The 20,626-nt window shown below is 55.1% G+C and carries 16 protein-coding genes; 1 reads left to right on the top strand and 15 read right to left on the bottom strand.

Annotated elements, in window-relative coordinates; genetic code table 11:
- Positions 1 to 205: 205 nt before the first annotated feature.
- The 14 genes from AC3CHX_RS02870 to rpsP form a co-directional block, all read right to left on the bottom strand.
- Entirely contained in the window at positions 206 to 808 is a 603-nt protein-coding gene (locus tag AC3CHX_RS02870) for a DUF938 domain-containing protein (RefSeq protein ID WP_488642602.1), read from the bottom strand.
- Between the two features lie 76 nt (positions 809 to 884).
- On the bottom strand, positions 885 to 1,445 hold the full coding sequence (locus AC3CHX_RS02865) for a TVP38/TMEM64 family protein (protein ID WP_488642601.1): 561 nt from the start codon (positions 1,443 to 1,445) through the stop codon (positions 885 to 887).
- A gap of 61 nt (positions 1,446 to 1,506) precedes the next feature.
- Positions 1,507 to 2,019, bottom strand: a complete 513-nt coding sequence (locus tag AC3CHX_RS02860; RefSeq protein WP_488642600.1) for a YgjP-like metallopeptidase domain-containing protein — start codon at positions 2,017 to 2,019, stop codon at positions 1,507 to 1,509.
- A 77-nt stretch (positions 2,020 to 2,096) separates the two neighbouring features.
- A complete protein-coding gene (locus AC3CHX_RS02855; RefSeq protein ID WP_488642599.1) occupies positions 2,097 to 6,203 on the bottom strand; it encodes a translocation/assembly module TamB domain-containing protein in 4,107 nt (1,368 codons plus the stop codon).
- Positions 6,204 to 6,245: 42 nt separating this feature from the next.
- Positions 6,246 to 8,000: an autotransporter assembly complex protein TamA gene (locus tag AC3CHX_RS02850; protein ID WP_488642598.1), complete on the bottom strand. Its 1,755-nt coding sequence runs from the start codon at positions 7,998 to 8,000 to the stop codon at positions 6,246 to 6,248.
- Positions 8,001 to 8,345: 345 nt separating this feature from the next.
- Positions 8,346 to 9,737 carry a class II fumarate hydratase gene (gene fumC / locus AC3CHX_RS02845; RefSeq protein ID WP_488642597.1) on the bottom strand — a complete coding sequence of 464 codons (1,392 nt, stop codon included), beginning with the start codon at positions 9,735 to 9,737 and terminating at the stop codon, positions 8,346 to 8,348.
- A gap of 148 nt (positions 9,738 to 9,885) precedes the next feature.
- Positions 9,886 to 12,720 (bottom strand): bifunctional diguanylate cyclase/phosphodiesterase, encoded by a 2,835-nt coding sequence (locus AC3CHX_RS02840; RefSeq protein ID WP_488642596.1) that lies wholly within the window; start codon positions 12,718 to 12,720, stop codon positions 9,886 to 9,888.
- Between the two features lie 185 nt (positions 12,721 to 12,905).
- Positions 12,906 to 13,268 (bottom strand): DUF3579 domain-containing protein, encoded by a 363-nt coding sequence (locus AC3CHX_RS02835; protein WP_488642595.1) that lies wholly within the window; start codon positions 13,266 to 13,268, stop codon positions 12,906 to 12,908.
- A 233-nt stretch (positions 13,269 to 13,501) separates the two neighbouring features.
- Complete coding sequence (locus AC3CHX_RS02830) at positions 13,502 to 14,458, bottom strand: CobD/CbiB family protein (RefSeq protein ID WP_488642594.1); 957 nt, start codon at positions 14,456 to 14,458, stop codon at positions 13,502 to 13,504.
- Between the two features lie 296 nt (positions 14,459 to 14,754).
- Positions 14,755 to 15,426 carry a CoA pyrophosphatase gene (locus tag AC3CHX_RS02825; protein WP_488642593.1) on the bottom strand — a complete coding sequence of 224 codons (672 nt, stop codon included), beginning with the start codon at positions 15,424 to 15,426 and terminating at the stop codon, positions 14,755 to 14,757.
- A gap of 193 nt (positions 15,427 to 15,619) precedes the next feature.
- A complete protein-coding gene (gene rplS, locus AC3CHX_RS02820) occupies positions 15,620 to 16,003 on the bottom strand; it encodes a 50S ribosomal protein L19 (RefSeq protein ID WP_488642592.1) in 384 nt (127 codons plus the stop codon).
- A gap of 168 nt (positions 16,004 to 16,171) precedes the next feature.
- A complete protein-coding gene (trmD, locus tag AC3CHX_RS02815) occupies positions 16,172 to 16,924 on the bottom strand; it encodes a tRNA (guanosine(37)-N1)-methyltransferase TrmD (RefSeq protein ID WP_488642591.1) in 753 nt (250 codons plus the stop codon).
- Between the two features lie 86 nt (positions 16,925 to 17,010).
- On the bottom strand, positions 17,011 to 17,526 hold the full coding sequence (gene rimM / locus AC3CHX_RS02810; RefSeq protein WP_488644706.1) for a ribosome maturation factor RimM: 516 nt from the start codon (positions 17,524 to 17,526) through the stop codon (positions 17,011 to 17,013).
- A gap of 125 nt (positions 17,527 to 17,651) precedes the next feature.
- On the bottom strand, positions 17,652 to 17,906 hold the full coding sequence (gene rpsP / locus AC3CHX_RS02805) for a 30S ribosomal protein S16 (protein WP_108439946.1): 255 nt from the start codon (positions 17,904 to 17,906) through the stop codon (positions 17,652 to 17,654).
- Positions 17,907 to 18,273: 367 nt separating this feature from the next.
- On the opposite strand from rpsP, the gene AC3CHX_RS02800 reads away from it, so the two are divergent.
- Positions 18,274 to 18,690, top strand: a complete 417-nt coding sequence (locus AC3CHX_RS02800; RefSeq protein WP_488642590.1) for an NINE protein — start codon at positions 18,274 to 18,276, stop codon at positions 18,688 to 18,690.
- Positions 18,691 to 18,791: 101 nt separating this feature from the next.
- Here the strand turns inward: AC3CHX_RS02800 and AC3CHX_RS02795 are convergent, their stop codons facing one another.
- A complete protein-coding gene (locus AC3CHX_RS02795) occupies positions 18,792 to 20,582 on the bottom strand; it encodes an acyl-CoA dehydrogenase (RefSeq protein WP_488642589.1) in 1,791 nt (596 codons plus the stop codon).
- Positions 20,583 to 20,626: the final 44 nt, after the last annotated feature.

Below are 20,626 nucleotides of genomic sequence, written 5' to 3'. Positions count from 1 at the left end.
TGTGCGTTTTTCCGGCTTTCTGGCTAGGCGCGACGACGCGGCAGACTGCATTCTGCAAGGAGGAGCAACGACGCCAGGGAGCCGGAAAAATGTGCAATCGTGCCGGTAGCGTGGTCACCAGACAGGTGACCGTATTGATTGAAGAACTATTCAATTTAATCAAAATCGTATAGGTCACTTGAAGCGGTCAACTGCCGTTTTTAGGTTAAACCCGCTCCCACTCCAGCAACCGATTATTCGCCGGCATGGCATGGTCAGCCAGCAACACAAGATGATGCTCAGCCGCCAACACCAGCAGCTCGGCCATATCCCGTATTCCCATATGCGCCGCATATTCCTTCAAACTGGCATCAAACGCCGCATTGCTGGGGCTGGTAAATTGCCTGTCGACATTAAACGGCCCATACGTCCAAAAGCGTCCGCCGGACGCCAACACCCGTCCCGCGCCGGCAAACATGTTCCGCACCTGCGGCCACGCCATGATGTGGCAGGTATTCGCCGTGAAAATCGCATCGTACGCTGCCGCCAGCGTCTGCGGCCAATCGGGATCTGCCATATCCAGCGCCAACGGCGGCAACACATTCGGCAATCCAGCCTCCTGCTGCCAGGCCAGGATACTCGCGTGATTTGCCGGCAAGTCGCTGGTTTGCCAGGTCAGATGCGGAAATTGCGCCGCGAAATACACCGCATGCTGGCCAGTACCGCTACCGATCTCCAGCACCCGTTGCGACGTCGTCAATACACTCCCCAGCACTGCGGCAATCGGCACACGATTGCGCTCACAAGCGACAGAAAATTGTTTGTTCATTGTTTACCTTCCGCTTCAATCGAACGGTCATGATATCGGATACGGGACTATCGAAGGCCGCTGAGCCACAATCGCCTCAAACCACATGCAGCACCTTGCCGACATAGTCAAAAAATAGGCAATACAACATGATCGGCAATGGCAAACCTAGCATGCTGCCAATCAGGTATTTATAAAACTTCACGCCGGACAAAGCCAGCGCGTAATTCAGGGCAGGAACGGTCTGAAACAATACCCTTAACAACGCGATGCTTTTAATCGGGTGCGCATCCAGGCCACGGAGTATCTTGCGCGCATGACGATTCTTCAATTCGCGGATGGCGTCACCGCCGATGAAACGTATTGTCAGGAAAGTAAACACACAGGAGACGGTGGCCGCGATATAGGTCGCCAGACCGCCCCAGGTCTTGCCCAGCGCCAGTACGGCCGCGGCCAGAAATATCCAGCCGGGTACCTGAATCAGGTTGCCCAGGCAAAACAGCAGAACAAAGATCAGCAAACCGCTGACTTTGTTGTCGACGATCTGTTGACGCAGAAACACTAAATTGAAATGTTCTCTGAGACCCGAAAATTGAAATAGCGCGAGCAGCGACGCCAGAAACAGAATAACGATCAACAGCCGTTTGTAGCGGCGCATGGCAGGCCTCGCAAGTTAGGGTGTCGGAAGCAGCTGATTCTCAGCTGAATTTCGCCAAACCTTAAACAGTTTCTTTGGCAACCGCTTTGTTCAGGTCCCGATGGGTTAAGAACACCCGCAGATCGAACTCAAGCTGGTGATACCCAGGCAACATATATTCGCAGAGTTTGTAAAAGGCTTTGTTGTGATCCTGTTCCTTGAGGTGAGCCAGTTCATGCACCACGATCATCTGCAGAAACTCCGGTGCGGCGTCCTTGAATAAGGAGGCTACGCGGATTTCCTTCTTGGCCTTCAGCTTGCCGCCCTGAACGCGCGAGATGGCGGTGTGCAAACCCAGGGCCTTATGCGTCAGGTCGAGCCGGCTGTCGAACAGCACCTTGTCGATGTTCGGGGCATTCTTCAGATGCTCCTGCTTCAGCGCCAACGTATAGGCGTACAAGGTTTTATCATTTTGCACCGCATGCTTTCCCGGATAACGCTTCTGCAGATATTCGCCCAAACGATCCTGCTCGATGAGCTGGCGTATCTGATCTTGCAACACGGACGGATAGGCCTGAAGGTATCTAAGAATCATAAAACGGCAACTTCCAGGGAAAAGACGTCAGTGTATCGAAAGATAGCGCTACGTGGGTCGCAGCATGCCCCCGTTCCTTATTGCGGCTTGTTGTCATTTTTTTCGACAGGATCTATTTTCTTCTTGTCCGTCCCAAGATTGTCAAAGCGCCGGGTATACAACACATCCATGCCGTTGATGGTTCCCCCGCGCACCACCATCGACCAGCGCCTTGAAAGTTGCCAGGTGAATTTCAATACGCTGGCTGCGCCGGTCAGACTTTGTTCATAGCCGAGGTTGATTTTTTCGGTAATCGCTTTGCCAAGGTTCACGACCTGCTGGTCGACCAGGCCGGATTCACTGGAACCGATGGAAAACTCATCCAGGCCGATGCCTTGCGCGATTTTCTTGCCGCCGTAATTGCCCAGCAGCGCCAATGCCTGACTTGCAGCCTGACGCTGACCGAGCGCGCTACTATCGCTGCCATGGCCGAACATCAGCCAGGACAGCTTTTCTTCATCCGGGACATTCGGCTCAGACACCAGCTTGACCCTCGGTGCCGCTGCGTAGCCGCTGATCTCAGCGCCCGCCTCGACATCCTGATTGCGCCGCATCGCGAGGATATTGATGTTCGGATTATTGATCGCCCCCCGGAAGTTAATCAGGCCGCGTTCAATCGCCAGCTTACGCCCGAACACCTCGTAGGTACCGTCGATGACACGGATAGTCCCGGTGGCGCGCAACGGCAAAAAGGGTTCACTATGCACCATCATGCTGCCGCCCAGACGCAGATCGGCACCACTGCCACGGAAGCGGAAATCGCTGCCGAAACCCACTTCGATATTCATGATCGGCGTCATGCTGCCAGCCGGCTTTTCTGCCGTCTTCGCGATTTTTTCTTTTTCCGTCAGCGCGGTAGCACGGGTCTTGGCATCATTCCGGACAATCACGACATCGTCACCGAGCGTCGGCGCACTACTCTTGGGCAAATCGAACAGTGCACGGTCGACCGTGACCTTGCCGTCAACGTGCAACTGCTCATTGACGTTGGCAATCTTGGCCTGACCTGACAACATCAATTGCCGGTCGGGACTGGCGAACAGCTGTAAGCGATCCGCCACCACAGTTGCCGTCAGATCCGGATTGGCTTTTCCTAGCTGAACCCGCCCGCTGGCGCGCAAAGTGCCATCACCGCCGTGGAATTCCAGCTGCTGCAAATCGATGACATTTTCTGCCAAAGTGATACGGGCGATACCATCGCGCAATTTGATGCCCTGATCGTACAGGGTCAGCGCGAGCTTATCGCCGGTTAATGCCCCGGACAATTTCGGCTGTCCCAGCATGCCAGCCAGCTTGACGTTCAGCGCCAGGCTGCCATCCAGACCGACCTGCGGTCCGATCAGAGCGCCCACCGTTTTCAATGCGGGAACACTGGCGTTGGCGGCCCCCGCCAACGCCGAGCGATCGGTAATTGTCAGGCTATTTCCCAGTCGCACCAACCCCAGTTGCACTTGGGCATTGGCGGATCCGATCCGGGCGGCTGCCACTGCCGCATTCAGATTGACCTGCGTACCCTGAAAATCCGCCCGCACCCGCAGTTCGGACAAGCCCAGCGCCGTTTCTCCACGCCCTGAATTCACACGGACGTCGCCGCTGCGGCGCTTGACCATGAAAAAACCGGTAGCGCTTTCGGTCAATCCAAAATCCCAGCTGCTGTCGAGTACCAGGTCGGTTTTTAACGGTAGCGCGTTGCCGCTAAATTCATGCACCAGATCCAGCATGGTATTCACATTCAGTGCATTGATCGCACCAGCGGAGCGAATCCGGCCATGGTCGACACTAAAGTTTTTCAGATCGATGACAGCATTCGCAATATTCAAGCGCGTGGCGCCCAACACGACCGTATCGGCCGTAGCGCGAATCGATAATGGTGCATCCAGCGAAATCCGCGGGATTCCCTGATTCTTGAATTCGCTCAAGCCGCCCTGCCAACCGTAGCCAGTAGCACTTTCAAACAGTTTTCCTTGTGCCGCCAGCCGCAGGGCCAATGGCTTTTCACGCACGGTGCCGTCGCTTTCGAGCTTCAGGCTGTGGTTCCCAAAAGTACCGGACAGATTCGCGCTCAACTTATTGAGGACGATATCCGGACCGCGATAACCATGTGCTTCGATGCTGAGTTGCAGGCGGTTGGCGGCAGCCGTCAGCTTGGCACTGAGGTCGGCCTGGATGTCGGCTTGTCCCGCCAGGCTGGCAAGCTGATGTGCACCAAATAGCAATTTTTCGGCACTGTAGCTGGCCCGCACTGCGGGTCGCTGCATGCTGCCGGTAATCTGTCCGTCCAGATGCAGAGCGCCACCCAAGCCGAATCCCAGTCGCTGCAATTGCGGTGCGTCAACTTTCACATTGAGATGGTCGCCGCTCGCACCGAAACTGCCATTCAGCTGCGCGTTATTCCCGGCGACCGACAGTCGCGCAGCGCTTGGCAATAAACGCTTGCCGGCCAGATTGATGGTGCCGTTCCCAGTCATCGGCAGGTCGTCATACACACTGTCGAGGATGCTGAACTTCAGCTTCAGTTGCAGCTCTGGCATCAACTTGCCAGCAGCATCGAGATCCATGTTGATGCGGGCAGAGACCGGTTTGGCAGCTTTTCCACCACCGGCCTTTTTGCCGGCGCCGGCACGCTTGGGCGCGCTGGTTTTTATCCACAAACCGGGATCGAAATCACGCAGCTTGCCCTTGGCCGCATAGGCCATTTCGCCGCCGCGGGCTACACTGCCGCTAGCATCGAGACGTGCGGGCCCGGCAGCCAATTGTGCGGCGCGCAAGGTGATTTTCCTGGGGTCGATCAACGCGTCGACTTTTGCCGAGAGATTTTTATCGGCAAGATGCAAGCGAATTTCCTGCGTGTCCGGGGTCAGCCTGACGCTGACCGGTCCACCTAACTGCGACGCATGCAACTGCCCGTGCAGCGCATGCAAATCAAGGCCCGCAACGTTGAAGTTAAACGCGCCGGTGTGTTTTTCTTTGCCGTCGCTATGATATACACCGGCACCGCTGATGGCGGCCTTATCCACGAGTTTTATCTGAAAGCTGGAGAGTTGTTGGGTCTGCGCATCGAGTCGCAACTCGGCATCTGCGGAAATCAACGGCAGGCGATCTTTATCGAGCGCGCCCGGCATCGCATTGGTGAGGTGTACAGGGCCGCTCACGGCCAGGATCGTCAGGTCGGCATTGGCGCTGGCTTTACCTGAGCTGCCGGCGGACGCGGATGTTGAAACCGGCACCAGATCCGCTTGCACATTCAGGTCAGCCAGAGGCGCTGCGGTGCTGAATAATTTGGGATTGATGTGTTTGGCGCTTATTTGCACGCGCTGCAACGGTATCGGTGCGAACGGCGTCGCGGCAATGTTTGCGGTGCCGCTCAATTTGTCGCCACGGCCATGCACTTCTATGTTCAAGGCCGACAGCGTACCGGACAGATTGGCATCGACTTGATATTTTTCCTGCTCGTAGGCGCCGCTCAATTCAGCGCCGCCGCTGATCGGAAATGGTGCGTCGCCGCTCAGATGAAGAATGGCACTGGCGCGGCCGAACGCGGTGTCCAGTCGTTCCAATACCAGCGCATGGTGGATCCGGTCAGATTCCGCATGCAATGACAAATTGCGCAATTCAGTTGTGCTCAATCCTTGCTGCAGGGAGAGCTTGTCCAGCGTAATGCCATTCAGCGACAATGCCAGCGGCAAGGCCAGTCGGGTCGGTAACGTCATTGGCTCGGACGGCTTTGCTGGCATCCGTGCATCTACCGTGCCGACATGCAAGTGGCTGACGCTTAGCTTCAGCGGCGACAGGCTCAGCGCCCAGTTGCCATCGATCTTGTCGATGGAAAATTGTTGCGTGGCATCGCGATAGACGACATTCTTCAGACGGACACCATCGGCCAGGGTGCCGCCAACCAGTTCTCCGCTCAGATGCCGTTGCGATAGCCAAGTACTCGCTTGCCATATTACCCTGGTACCGGATTCGGAGTGAGCGCCAACCCAGAGCCCGACAACGGCCAGCACCAATACCAACATCAACGTCAATATCAACGCCAGAATTCTGCGCACAAAACGCGACCGACCGCCGCCGCGCTTACCGGCTGAAGGAGGTATCGGTTCGGGCGCTGCTGATTGGTCGGGAGTTGGTGGGAATGCTCTGGTCATGCAAACTGTCTTGTAGTGGTAAATGAACTAGGAACCAATTTCTCAAAAAGCGATGCCTAGCGAAATATGCGGCCGGATGCGTTTGTCTTGTACGCCATATGCCAGGTCGGCATTGACCGGACCCACCGGGCTGCGCCAGCGGACGCCTACGCCGGTGCCGACCTTGATTTCCTTAGCGGCCCAGCTATTGGTCGCGGCACCGATATCGTAGAACACCGCACCGCCCCACGCATGATTGAACCAGTGCTGATACTCGGCGCTGGCAGTCGCCAGATATTTGGTTGGATAAACGATGCCGTTTTGCGTGTTGCCGATACCCAGATAACTATAACCACGCACAGATTCATTACCGCCGGCGCGGAACAACAGCGATGCCGGCACTTCCGAACTGGCGCCCTGGGTAATCACCGCGCCGCCTTCCACGCGGAAAATCATGATGTCGCGTTTGGCGACCGGCACGTATTGCTTGTACCGCAGATAAGCACGAAAAAAATTCTGGTCGGTCAGCAGGCCCTTGAAAGCAATCCCGGTTTGGGCCGAAAATATATGGCCTTCGGTCGGGAAAATCTGATCATCGACGTCACGCCGGGTCCAGCTGAATCCCGGCACCACCGCCTGATGCTGGCCCGGCAGGATCACGGTGTTGGGTGGCAACACTGCGCCATCGATTTGCTGTAGCGCATCGCGATAATAATCGAGCGTCAGCGCCGTGTCGTAATTTTCCAGGGTACGCGCGCGCTTCAATCCGGCCCGCAGGCTACGCAGGTCAACCCCTTGCAGCGTCGTGCGATCAACCGAAGTATTGATACCGTTGATGAAGCTGCGTTGGTCTGGCGGCATATCCAATTCGAGCGAACCCTGCTGACGCTTCTGTTCAATCTTGGCCTGGCTGTCAAACACCCAGGCATTGCCGAATATGTTGTAATTCGTATAGCGTCCCTGCACATCGGCGCCGGTATCCGTGGCATAGCCGACACCGGCACGGATGCGTTGCGTTGGAAATTCGGTGACCTGGACCTTCACCGGCGCCAGCTCCGGGTGCGCCGGATCGTCATCGATACCGACGATGACATTCCCGAAATAACCGGTACTCTGAATCTGCCGCTGTAAATACAGCAAGCGATCAAGGTCATAATCCTCACCGACATTCAGCGGATTAACGTTTTCGATGATGCTTGGCGGATACCGCTTAGTACCGCTGATCTCCAGCGCGCCCAGTGTAAACGTCGGTCCGCTATCGTATTGCACCGATAATTTTGCAGCGTTGTTATCAGGTTCAATTCTTGCCTCAGAGCGCACAATCCTGGCTGAAGGAAACCGCTTGTATTGCAGCAGCTGCAAACTGTGCTCCTTGGCCGCATCCCAATCGCCCTGACGGAATGGCCGACCGACTGGCAAGCGCCAGTTGCGCTGAATTCGGGGGATCCGTTCCGGCACTTCAGCCGCAACCTTGCCGGTCACATCAATGTTGACGCTGGAAACCATGGTGCGCTGATGCGCATCCACCTTCAGATGAATCACCTTGACCTCGCCCGGATCAACTTTGACCGTGGTGGTCGGTAAAAAATAACCCTCGGTCGAAGCAAGTTGCACGACCTGATCGTTCACCGTCTCGAGCATGAATTTCAGCTGGTCTTCGCTCAGATCGTCGCGATCCTTGTAGCGCACCAGATCAAGATGCTCTTTCAGCAAAGCGCTGATTTCCTTGGGAGCGTCAATCTCGACTTTATAGGCGGCGCAAGCCTCGGTTGCATTCACGGACAGCAGGCCGAAGACAATGGCGTAGATGGGATACATCAACCATGATGCAGGCCTGCGGCGGCATGTCGTCATGCGCAAAAAACCCTGAAAAACCTTAGCTTCGGCGCAGCATCGACACAGCAGGTTGGACGTAGAAAAACGGGTAGAAACATAGGCTTTCGGGATGACGCTAAAAAGAATGCAGATCGCAGGTAGTGGCCGCAACGCGGGTTCGCTCTCAGCCCGGGGCGACCACTTGCCAAAACGCTACGATCAGTAGCCAGCATTATAGTAAAGCATGATTCAACGCGCCACGGAAGGCATTTAAATTAACCTTATTTAACATAGGGCTACTCAGGCAACATCCGTCTGACGCCTTTCCCGGGCAAAAGTCAGCTCTCGCTATTCAGGCCGGATCATTTGCGAAGGCTGCACCCAGGCCGCGAATTCCTGCTCGGTGACATAGCCGAGATCCAGTGCCGCCTGCTTCAAGGTGCTGCCATTGTGATGCGCATGCTTGGCAATTTGAGCGGCTTTGTCATAACCGATATGCGGTGCCAGCGCGGTCACCAGCATCAGCGAGCGCTCCATCAGCTCGGCAATGCGATCCTCGTTCGCGCCAATACCGCGCGCGCAATGATGATCGAAACTGTTCATACCGTCTGCCAACAGGCGCACGCTTTGCAGAAAGTTATGCGCGATCAGCGGTTTGAACACATTCAGCTCGAAATTGCCGGAAGCGCCGCCGAAGTTAATCGCGACATCGTTGCCGAACACCTGACAACACAACATGGTCAGCGCTTCGCACTGGGTCGGATTTACCTTGCCCGGCATGATCGAACTACCTGGTTCGTTTTCCGGAATACTGATTTCACCCAGCCCGGACCGCGGCCCGGAAGCCATCCAGCGCACATCATTCGCGATCTTCATCAGTGCCGCAGCCAAAGTCTTTAATGCACCATGCGCTGCGACCAGCGCATCGTGGGCCGCCAGCGCGGCAAACTTGTTTTCTGCAGTACGGAACGGCAGGTCCAGCGCTTTACTCAGCTCCGCAGCGACGCGGGCGCCGAATTCAGGATGCGCATTCAGACCGGTGCCAACCGCCGTACCTCCGGCAGCGAGTTCGTACAAGGCATCTAACGACGCGGCGATGATGCGTTCGGCATGATCGAGTTGCGCGACATAGCCGGAAAACTCCTGACCCAGCGTCAGCGGCGTCGCATCTTGCAAATGGGTGCGGCCAATCTTGACGATGTCGGCGAACGCCAGCGACTTTTCCTGCAAGGTGGCACGCAATGCCTTCAATGCCGGCAACAATGATTCGCTGATACCCGCCACTGCAGCGACATGCATCGCTGTCGGGAAAATATCATTCGATGACTGACTTAAATTAACTGCATCATTCGGATGGATCAAACGTGCTTCGCCGCGCTCACCGCCGAGCAGCTCGGAAGCACGATTGGCCAGCACTTCATTCATGTTCATGTTGCTCTGCGTACCGGAACCGGTTTGCCAGACTGCCAATGGAAATTCATCCGGATGTTTGCCGCCGATCACCTCTTCTGCTGCACGCATGATGGCGCCAGCTTTACGCGACTCCAGTTTTCCGAGGTCCAGATTGACCCGGGCGCAAGCGTGTTTGACAAAGGCCAGTGCCGTGATCAGCTCGGTCGGCATGCGCTCGGTGGAAATATGAAAGTGCTCTAGCGAGCGTTGCGTTTGCGCCCCCCAAAGGCGTTCTGCCGGAACTTCAATGTTGCCAAAGGTATCGCGCTCGGTTCTGGTGGTTGTCATCGTATGCTCCATAAGAAAAATGCGACTCTCTTGCGCATTCAGTTTAGCGTGACAAGGGCCTGCCTGCTCGGCAGACAATACGACCGCAAACTGCTGCCTGTGTTCCTGAAGATGGCTACACGCCGCGCAACCAGCAGTCTGACAAACGTTACGGCAGTGTCTTGCCTTCGCGCAACATTGTTTCAATCTGTTCGGCAGGAACTGCCGGACTGAAATAAAAACCCTGCATTTCATCGCAGCGATGGCGCTGCAGGTAGGACAACTGTTCGCGCGTTTCGACCCCTTCGGCAATCACCTGCAAGCGCAGGTTATGGGCCAGTGAGATGATCGAAGCAACAATCGCCGCATCATCCTGATCGCGCGTGATGTCGCGCACAAATGACTGGTCGATCTTGAGCGCGTCGATCGGGAAACGCTTCAGATAAGCGAGACTGGAATAGCCAGTGCCGAAATCGTCAATCGACAATTGCACACCGACCGTTTTTAAATGTTCGAGGATGCCCACCGCCAACTGTACGTCGGTCATCACCAGACTTTCAGTTAACTCGATCTCCAGATAATGCGGTGCCAGGCCGGTTTCATCCAATACCTTGATCACCGACTCCACCAGATTCTTCTGATAGAACTGACGTACCGACAAATTCACCGAGACCCGTAAATATCCCAAACCCTTGCGTTGGAACGCTTTGGCTTGCACACAGGCAGTGCGCAGCACCCAGGCACCGATCTGCACGATCAAGCCGGTCTCTTCGGCCAGATCGATAAATCGCGTCGGCGAGATCACGCCAAGCTTCGGATGTATCCAGCGGATCAGCGCCTCCATGCCAACGATACGGCCGGTGCGGAAATCTACCTGCGGCTGATAATGCAGCACAAATTCATTGCGCTCCAGCGCACTGCGCAAATCCCCTTCAATGCGCAATCTTTCCAGCGCCCGTTCATTCATCTCGGCGGTATAGAACTGGTAATTGTTATTGCCCATCTCCTTGGCCCGATACATGGCGATATCGGCATGCTTCAACAGGCTTTCCGGATCCTGACCGTCATTTGGATATACCGCGACGCCGACGCTGCAGGTCAGGAAAAAATCGTGTCCTTCGATTTGCAAGGGTCGCGCAATCGTTTCCATGATCTGCTGTATCAATTTGACGCCCAGCTCCTCTTCGCGGCGCTCAGGCAGAATCAGTACGAACTCATCGCTGCCGAGCCGGGCAATCGTATCGGCCTCGCGCGTGAACGATTTGAGCAGCGCCGCGACTTTCTTCAATAACTGGTCTCCGGCGTTATGGCCCAAGGTGTCATTGACGAATTTGAAGCGGTCCAGATCGACGAACAGCACCCATACCTGATGGCTGTAACGTGCGCCATAAACAATTGCCTGACTCAGGCGGTCACGCAGCACATTCCGATTTACCAGTCCGGTCAGCGTATCGTGACGCGCCTGATGCTCCAACTCGGCCTCATAGCGTTTCATTTCCGTGATGTCATATAAGGCGGTGACAAAATGCGTGACCTTATCGGCGCCATCTTTGACCGGCGCCACGTACATGTCGTTCCAAAACAGCGTGCCATCCTTGTGGTAGCTGCGAAATATCGCATTGGCGCTACGTTGCTCCCTGAGCGCGGAACGAATTTCTTCCAGTCCGGCCTGCTCGTTATCATCGCCGTACAGCACATCGATATTGCGTCCGATCATCTCCTCTGCGGTGTAGCCGGTGATGAGCTGGAATGCCGGATTAACATACTCCACCGGATGGTCGGGCAAGCTCGCACTGGTGATAATAATCGCGTGGGCACTCGCCTCGATTGCCCGCTCACACAATTGCAGCGCCTGCTCCGCCCGCTTGCGGGCAACGCTGTCTTCCTTCATCAATTCGGTCGCCAGACGCACCTGCCGGGTGCGGACATCGACCAGACGCTCAATGCGCCTGGAACGGGTCGCCAAAACGTACATATACGAAGCGCCGATCAAGCTTAACAAGCCACCGACGATCAGCACCAGCAATGACCCCAGATGACTTTCGGCAAAAGCGGATTGCGGCGTGGTTGCCACGATGTACCACGGTTTTCCGGCGACGTCGAAGTTGCGTGAAATGGTTTCCGGCATGTCCTGGAACAGCCAGGTCGAAAACATGTTGAGAGAGGAGGCCGCATCATGGCTGCCGCTACGATAGACCAGACTGGACGCAGTTGGCGTCGCATTGGCATACACGCTCAGCAACACTTTAGCCAGTGGTTCCTTATCCTCCCGCAGCAGTATTTTTCCCACCACATCATCGGCACGCATGACAGCACTGGTGTACCCGGTTACCGCCCGTCGCCTGTCCTCCACAGTCGCCAGCACCGCACCGCGCTGATAAACCGGCATCAGGATCACGAAGCCCCACTTGTAGGCACTGGGTTGGGTCAAGCCATACACACGAGTAGACGATGGCAGGCCGGTATCGCGCGCGCGCTCAATCGCATCTTCCTGCGCCGGGTTATTCGAGATGTTCAAGCCGAATGCGGCTTCGTTACCGGAAATCGGCTCGATGTAGTCAACAATACGGCTTGGCGCCTTGAGTGAACCGGCGTCCGTCCTGGCATCGACCATTTCGCGAATCAGGAAGTCGGGATAGCGCTTGCGCATGTCGGCTTCAAATGCCGGGCGCTGCGCTGGCGTAATCAAACGCTGAAAACCGAGCGCCTGAATATAAGGCGAGCGACTTAATAGTGGCTCGACAAAGTCATGAAATTGCTCGCGGGTAACACTATCCACAACGGCAAATAGCTGCGTCACGGTGCGTAGTTTGTACACCACATCTTCGAAACCGTGGACCACGGTGCGCAGATGTATATTCGCGCTCTGCCGAAAATCGGCCTGCATTTTCTGGTGCTCAAGATGGAGCACGCAGACAAATCCAACGATCGTGACAGCAAGGCCCAGCATCAGCCCGGATAAAGCAGCAATGGGTAAAAAGAATGTCCTGCCACTTCGAAACATTTCCACTCCATTGCAAACAGTTGTGCGAAATATTACACGGACTTTTTGTCTGGAAGCGTCGTATGGCTATTTCTTTTTCGCAGTACTGCCGAATAGTAGAAATTCCGTATGATTTTGTTGGATGCCGAATACAAATCTGTTGCCGGCCGGATCTAATCCCAGCCGGATCGCGGCGTGACCGTATCTCAGGACGAGTGCGGCGATTCTTTGTTTGATTGATCTACATCGGGCAGCAGGCAGGCATGCACGATTTGCAAATCATTGTCTTTGGCAAAATTGACGACGAAATGATACGCCAGCGGCTCAATCTCGCGTATAGCTTCATTCACGACAACGGAACGCACACCGTTCAGCAGCGCCGGCCGAACATAGGGAGAATATTGCAAATGGGCATTCCGCCCGCCGCTGCCTTCAGGTCGAAAACAGGACATCGCGCCGCACAGTCGCTCCGCCCAATCACTGGGGCGGAACTGTCTTCCATCACTGGTTATTCCCTGGATGAAAAATTCGCGGGCAGACGCATTAGTGGGTTCAGTAATATCGGCCATGCAGACAGCTCATTTCTTTTTTGATACTTACAACAAACATATTCTCGCCATCCTTGTGAGATGAGAGCTACGGTTTTATGCAATTGAGGGTGATTAGATCAGACTTGCTTATTTACCACGTCGCCCGACCGGTCATCGGTCAGGCGGCGGTTAATCCACTCTGCAATTACGCAATCAATTCTTACGTATTATATCTTATAGAAGACCATCAAAAAAATGGCAGAGAAACAATGTCACCCCAACCAGACTGCCACCGATATGAGCAATAACAAAAACATCCAAAGCAACAACGCACGCCAGACCAGGCCTACCGTACTCTGAAGTGCGCGCGGCGTAGGCGCGTCGCCCGGCGGACTGTCTGTTTCAAGTCCGGTGGAGTCTACCGTGGCGGCGTCGACCGGCAGGAAAGCGCTGGCATTCTCGTCCGGCGTTCCCAGCAATACACCCATCGCACCGCCACCGGAGGACAGGATGATGCCGTCGGTTTCACTCTCCCAGCGATCGGCAAAATTACGCCAGGCGAAGATGGCATCCTCAAAATTGCCGACTACGGCAAAAGCAGCTGCAGTCAGCCGTGCCGGAATCCAGTCTATCCAGTAAAAAGCTTGCGCCGCAAAACGGCCAAACTTCTCATTTTTCATATGATCCGGCTCATTCCAGGCGCGCGCCAGATATTCAGCAACCCGATACATCACCGCACAGGCAGGGCCGAGCGGCATCAAAAACCAGAAGAACACGCCAAACACATTACGGTGCGTCGTAATCAAGGCCTTTTCCACCGCAATCCGGGAAATTTCACTAACCTCCATATCGGTCGTGTCCTCTTTGGCCCACTCGGCCAACAGGCTGCGTGCGGTGGCAACGTCGCCTGTATTCAACGCCAACTGGATCGAGGTGAAATAATGGCTGTAGTGACGAAATCCCAGCGTCAAATAAACAATCACTACATTCCAGCCAAATGCCGCCAGTGGCCCGATGCGAACACATAGCCAGTAAATCAGCGCCGTTGGCAGCATCAGTGCCGACATCATACAGAACCAGCCGACACGTCCGTGGCGCGCCTGGCCGGCGTTAAACCAGGCCTCCATTCTGATCGCGAAATACTTGATCCACGCGTATACGGGATTGTCCGCACGAAGCGGTTTGAGTTGTTCGAATAGCAGTGCAAACAGAATAGAGAGAAAAGTCATCAATCAGCCTTAGAAGTCAGCAAATCCTGTTTTATATTTAAACAACCCGATGGAGCATACGATAACGCAGGCTACCGACAGAATCAAACTTGTCCGGCACTTAGCGCGCATTTATTCGCGCATCGACGATGGAAAAGGTCGAGTTTCGCGTCTGCACGGACAGGCCAGAGCCATTATGACCGAGAGTGTATAAAGTTCGCGTGAATCAGCTTAAGGAATACGGCGATACGTAGCCACTGCGGGCGCAGCAAGCTCGATGCCGGAAATAGCTGCCTTGCCACCGGCACATGTCGGAATCATGCGCGCAGCAAGTGAAATAAATTACGCAGCATGGCGGCCGTCGCCCCCCAAATAAAAAAGCGCTCGTAAGGCATCGCATAGAACGTACGGCGATAACCATCCGGCAAGTCGAAGGTGCGCAACTGATGGTTCAGACCATTCATCAAAAAAGCCAGCGGGACTTCAAAAATTTCCGCGACCTCGTCGGGATCGGCACGCAACGTTGCCGGCGGCTGAATCAACCCGGCCACCGGCGTCACCCGATATCCGGTGCCGGTGAAATATTCGGGCAAGCTGCCAATCACCTCAACCTCGCTACGCGGCAGGCCGATCTCTTCTTCCGCTTCACGCAATGCTGTCTCGATCGCCGACGCATCGCTTGGTTCGGTTCGGCCGCCGGGAAAACTGACCTGGCCCGCATGATCGGTCAGGTGCGCCGTACGCTGGGTGAACAATAATGTCGGCCCTTCCGCGTGCATGATAATCGGGATCAGGACCGCAGCAGCGGTCGGCGCAGTCGTTCTGTTCCGATTACGCAACTGCTCATCGGTATTTTCAGGAAGCCATGGCGGCGGCTGCGCGAAACGCTGGCGTAACCAATCGGCATTCATCCTGTCCGGTGCCAGCGCTGACTCGCCAGCGACGGCATCAATCGGGAGCATCAGAGGATCGAAAGTTAATTTAACCAAAACAATTCCTGTAGCACATCGCATGAAGTTCTATTGTCATACAAATTTAGAGATCCGTTCAACTCAAAGTGAATCCCCTCCGACGCACTCCCCGTTTATTGGACAATCAGCCTTGCGCTTAGGCCAAATATAAAAAAAGGGCACCTGCCGGCGCCCCTTTTCCTAAGCAATACACATGCCCGACCAGTAAAGCTTACGCTGCTGTTTTAGCGGCAGTACGACGTTGCGGCAATTTTTCTTTGATACGCGCCGATTTACCCGAACGCTCACGCAGATAGTACAGTTTGGCGCGACGGACATCACCGCGACGCTTGACTTCGATCGAAGCGATCAGTGGGGAGTACAACTGGAATGTACGCTCAACGCCTTCGCCGGAAGAAATCTTACGGACGATGAAGTTCGAGTTCAAACCACGGTTACGACGCGAAATCACAACGCCTTCGTAAGCCTGAGCACGCTTGCGCGTACCTTCAACTACGTTGACGCTGACGACAACGGTGTCGCCAGGTGCGAATTCAGGGATATTTTTGCCTAGACGGGCAATTTCTTCTTGCTCAAGTTGTTGGATCAAGTCCATTTTTAGCTCCAGATACCATCTTGCTGACACCAGGTGCGATGCACTGCTCAGTAGAGGATGGGGTTAAACATGAACGACCGACTGGCCGCTCTTCGTACTACATGATACTGACTGCTTACTACAAACTGATCACACATCAACATCGGTGCCTGCAAACGTACTGCCGTGCTAGCCGATGATAGTGCGTAAAAATTTCTCGTCGCTGGCCGTCAATAATCCTGCCTGACGTGCCTTCAAGATCAGATCCGGCCGCTTGTTAACAGTCGCCAGTAGCGCCTGCTGGCGTCGCCATTTCTCGATCTCGGCATGGTGCCCACCCATCAATACCGGCGGCACAGCCACACCATCATATTCTTCAGGCCTGGTGTAATGCGGACAATCCAGCAAGCCATTGACAAAACTGTCTTCGACCGCTGAAGCACCGTCATTCAGCACACCCGGCAATTGCCTGACGACCGCATCCATCAGTGCCATCGCTGGTAATTCACCGCCGGATAAAACAAAATCGCCGAGGCTGATTTCTTCATCAACACAACGATCCAGCAAACGCTGATCGATAGCCTCGTAACGCCCGCACAACAATACCAGACCTGGCTCGGTACTCAGTTGCATGACACGCTGGTGCGTGAGCGGCTGGCCTTGCGGCGACAGATACACAACCCGAGGTACGGCCGAACCCTGTTGCTGCTGGCGCTGTTTGGCGGCTTCGATCGCTGCTTCCAGCGGCTTGGCCAGCATAACCATGCCGGGACCGCCACCGTAAGGCCGATCATCTACCGTGCGATGATTGTCGGTAGTGAAATCACGCGGATTCCACAGCACCAACTCACATCTTTTTTGCTCGAATGCACGCCGTGTAACACCCGACTGCGTTAACGCCGCAAACATTTCCGGAAACAGCGTGACGACATCAAATTGCATAGCGCCCACCTGATTGCTTCCCTACTGAAATTGTTTGCCGCTCAGTTTGCCACTCAAGCACGCGAATTCGGCTAATGACCCGGCGCCTAATAATCCAGGCCCCAATCCACCGTAATCCTTTTTGCGTCCTGATCAACGGTCTTGACGAATTGATCCACAAAAGGGACCAACAATTCTGCGGCTGTCTTGTCCTGACCGGCAACAACCGGCACAGCGATCCGTAAGATCGGATGCGCGCCATTGTCCATCAGGTCAGCTACCACACCCAGTTGTTCGCCTTGCAGGTTTTCAACTGCCAGGCCAATCAAATCGACCCAGTAGAATTCCCCGTCGTCCAATGCTGGAAAATGGCTGCGACGAATATGCACAGCGGTGCCTTTCAGCGCCTCGGCGGCATCACGTCCAGTCACTCCGACCAACCGCGCCACAATGTCGCCACTGTGGTTTTTGGCCTGCATCATCTCAACATCTTGCAGATCTGTCACATCAGGTTTACCCAGCCACCATTTTTTGGCGTTCAATAACGCATCGGCGTCTGGCGAATACGGCTTAATCCGCACCCAGCCCTGAATACCATAGGCACCGGTTATGTAACCGACCATGATTAAATCTGTCGGAATCACAACGCTAGTCGTGACCCCTGATTGTGCCGATTCAGCTGCCCGCGTAACTGCGCTAACTGTAGTAACTGTAGTAACTGTAGACAAATCAGTTGCCAGCTACAGAATTAAACGGCAGCTTTTTTACCAGCCTGGCTAACCAGACGAGCAACGGTTGGCGACATTTGCGCGCCAACGCCTTCCCAATGGGTCAGACGATCTTGGGCAATACGGAAGCTCTCCGATGCACCAGACGCAACCGGATTGTAGAAACCCAGGCGCTCAATGAAGCGACCGTCACGACGATTGCGCGAATCAGTAACTACGATGTTGTAAAACGGGCGCTTCTTAGCGCCACCACGAGATAAACGAATAACGACCATAATGATTCCAAAAAGTGTTGTCGAACACGGAAAAAGCCGCAAATTATAACGCAAGTCAGACCAATCCCGCAACCTCGGACTACCCTAGGGTGTCGCGCCGCTGCATCAGGCGCCCTGCAACTGCCTGTCGACGTGCATGGGGCTTGCATGAAATCCACCAAACAGGGGGCATTTCGAGATGCTTTCAGCCCTCTCAGGGCGTTCAGGCCAGTATCACGATTACGATCAACAACTTCGCAAGGGTTACGCTACACTACGCCCTCAACTAGGCAGTCTGGAGACCACGCTGAACGTCAGAATCAGGTGGCCACTGCCCGTTTTTACGCCTCATTCACTGACAACGCGACTCAATATTCCTCGACGCCCCATGACCACCGCACACAAAAACAAAACCCTCGCCACTTTTATCACTACAGTATTCGGCAGTATCGGCCTGCACCGTTTTTATTTAAACGGCGGTAAAGACATTGGGGGCTGGCTGCATTTTGCCACTTTGCCACTATCCTTACTCGCACTGATGCTGTGGCCTGATCAGCAAAAGATGTATTTGTTTGCGCCGCTACTGATCTCGGCATTGATTGCCATTCTTGAGGCGCTGATAACCGGACTGACCCCAGATGAAAAATGGGACGCCCAACACAACGCCGGCTCCGACAAAAAGTCGGAATCCAGCTGGCTGATAGCAGTCATTCTGGTATTGACGGTCGGGGTCGGTGCGATCGGCTTGATCGGCAGCATTGCGCGCACCTTTGATCTGCTATTCACTGGTGGCGCTTACGGCTGATTGCCGAATAAGCAAACAGGGCGACGTACATGTTTGACCCAACCTGCAACAAAAAAAAGCAACCTGATGGTTGCTTTTTTCAATATTGCCAACATAAATTGTCAGAACTGATCTTCGCTCAATGCCATCACGCCGACACTCCCGCTAACAACCGAAGTCCGAAGCCCATCGGCCTGCGCCAGCACATGATCGGCAAAAAAGCGCGCGGTGCCGATCTTGGCCCGATAAAAGCCGGCATCGCCCTGGCCTGAGGCCAGCTTTTGTGTCGCAATCAAAGCTGCCCGACCCAACTGCCAGCCGCCCAGCACAATGCCGGCCAATTTCAGATAAGGCACGCTACCGGCAAATACACCCTTGATATCGCTCTTCAGATTCGCCACCACATAGTCAACCACTTTTTCCAGCGCATCTGCACCGATTGCCAGTTGCTTGCCGATCGCTACCAAATCAGCGTCGCCACTGGCTGCCAGCTGAGCTTGCGTGCGCATGACTTGCGCGACGATGCCTTTGGCAATAGCGCCGCCGTCACGCACGGTTTTACGGCCAATCAGATCATTCGCCTGAATCGCCGTCGTACCTTCATAAATCGTCAGAATGCGCGCATCGCGGTAAAACTGCGCAGCACCGGTTTCTTCGATAAAGCCCATGCCGCCATGAATCTGCACGCCATGCGAGGCAACCTCAATTGACATCTCGGTTGACCAGCCTTTCACCACAGGCACCAGATATTCGTAGAATGCCTGATTGGCTTTGCGGGTTGCCTCGTCAGCATGGTGGTGCGCCGCGTCGGATGCCGCCGCCGTTACGTACGCCAACGCACGCGCTGCTTCGATCTGTGAACGCATGGCCATCAACATACGCCGCACGTCCGGGTGCTGAATAATCGCCACGGGTCCGGCGGAACCACTCAGATCACGTGATTGCATGCGGTCTTTGGCAAAGACTACGGCCTTTTGGTAGGCCCGTTCTGCCACGCCGACACCTTGCATGCCGACCCCAAAGCGCGCCGCATTCATCATGATGAACATGTATTCCAGGCCACGATTCTCCTGTCCCACCAACGTACCTATGGCACCGCCGTGATCGCCAAACTGGAGTACTGCCGTCGGACTGGCTTTGATGCCCAGCTTGTGCTCGATCGAGACACAATGCACGTCATTGCGAGCGCCGAGCGAACCATCGGCATTGACCAGGAATTTCGGCACAACGAACAGCGAGATCCCCTTCACGCCTTCCGGGGCGTCGGGCGTGCGTGCCAGCACCAGATGGACGATGTTCTCGGCCATGTCGTGCTCACCGTAGGTGATGAAAATCTTGGTACCTGAAATCTTGAATGTGCCGTCGCCTTGCGGTACGGCACGAGTGCGCACCAGTGCCAGATCGGAACCGGCCTGCGGCTCGGTCAGGTTCATGGTGCCGGTCCACTTGCCGGAAACCAGGTTTTCCAGATAAGTTTGCTTCTGCTCATCGGTGCCGGCAGTCATCAATGCCTCAATCGCACCGTCGCTCAGCAACGGGCACAGCGCGAACGACAGGTTAGCCGCATTCAGCATCTCCATGCATGGTGTCGCCACCAACTTCGGCAAACCCTGACCGCCAAATTCCACCGGATGCTGCACGCCCTGCCATCCCGCCTCTGCAAACGCCTTGAACGCCTCTTTAAAGCCCTTGCTGGTGGTAACATTGCCATCGTGCCAATAGCTCGGCTCCTGATCGCCAGAGCGATTCAGCGGCGCTACCACCTCGCTGCAAAACCTGGCATGTTCCTGCAATACGGCTTCGACTGTCTCCGGCGTAGCATCTGCGCATCCAGGAAGCTGGCTAACCTGTTCCAGGCCGGCGAGTTCATTCAGGACGAATAACATATCTTTTAGCGGCGCAACGTAACTCATCAAGTACTCCAAAAAAAAATAGGCAGTACCACTTCCGTAATACT

This window comes from Glaciimonas sp. OK215 (genome assembly GCF_057787885.1).
The sequence above is the reverse complement of the archived record's forward strand: the minus strand, read 5'-3'. Positions and strand labels throughout refer to the sequence as shown.

Excerpts from the sequence above, each read along its gene's own strand:
- AC3CHX_RS02870 (WP_488642602.1), bottom strand. The coding sequence starts at position 808 with ATGAACAAACAATTTTCTGTCGCTTGTGAGCGCAATCGTGTGCCGATT.
- AC3CHX_RS02865 (WP_488642601.1), bottom strand. The coding sequence starts at position 1,445 with ATGCGCCGCTACAAACGGCTGTTGATCGTTATTCTGTTTCTGGCGTCG.
- AC3CHX_RS02860 (WP_488642600.1), bottom strand. The coding sequence starts at position 2,019 with ATGATTCTTAGATACCTTCAGGCCTATCCGTCCGTGTTGCAAGATCAG.
- AC3CHX_RS02855 (WP_488642599.1), bottom strand. The coding sequence starts at position 6,203 with ATGACCAGAGCATTCCCACCAACTCCCGACCAATCAGCAGCGCCCGAA.
- AC3CHX_RS02850 (WP_488642598.1), bottom strand. The coding sequence starts at position 8,000 with ATGTATCCCATCTACGCCATTGTCTTCGGCCTGCTGTCCGTGAATGCA.
- fumC (WP_488642597.1), bottom strand. The coding sequence starts at position 9,737 with ATGACAACCACCAGAACCGAGCGCGATACCTTTGGCAACATTGAAGTT.
- AC3CHX_RS02840 (WP_488642596.1), bottom strand. The coding sequence starts at position 12,720 with ATGTTTCGAAGTGGCAGGACATTCTTTTTACCCATTGCTGCTTTATCC.
- AC3CHX_RS02835 (WP_488642595.1), bottom strand. The coding sequence starts at position 13,268 with ATGGCCGATATTACTGAACCCACTAATGCGTCTGCCCGCGAATTTTTC.
- AC3CHX_RS02830 (WP_488642594.1), bottom strand. The coding sequence starts at position 14,458 with ATGACTTTTCTCTCTATTCTGTTTGCACTGCTATTCGAACAACTCAAA.
- rplS (WP_488642592.1), bottom strand. The coding sequence starts at position 16,003 with ATGGACTTGATCCAACAACTTGAGCAAGAAGAAATTGCCCGTCTAGGC.
- trmD (WP_488642591.1), bottom strand. The coding sequence starts at position 16,924 with ATGCAATTTGATGTCGTCACGCTGTTTCCGGAAATGTTTGCGGCGTTA.
- rimM (WP_488644706.1), bottom strand. The coding sequence starts at position 17,526 with ATGGTCGGTTACATAACCGGTGCCTATGGTATTCAGGGCTGGGTGCGG.
- rpsP (WP_108439946.1), bottom strand. The coding sequence starts at position 17,906 with ATGGTCGTTATTCGTTTATCTCGTGGTGGCGCTAAGAAGCGCCCGTTT.
- AC3CHX_RS02800 (WP_488642590.1), top strand. The coding sequence starts at position 18,274 with ATGACCACCGCACACAAAAACAAAACCCTCGCCACTTTTATCACTACA.
- AC3CHX_RS02795 (WP_488642589.1), bottom strand. The coding sequence starts at position 20,582 with ATGAGTTACGTTGCGCCGCTAAAAGATATGTTATTCGTCCTGAATGAA.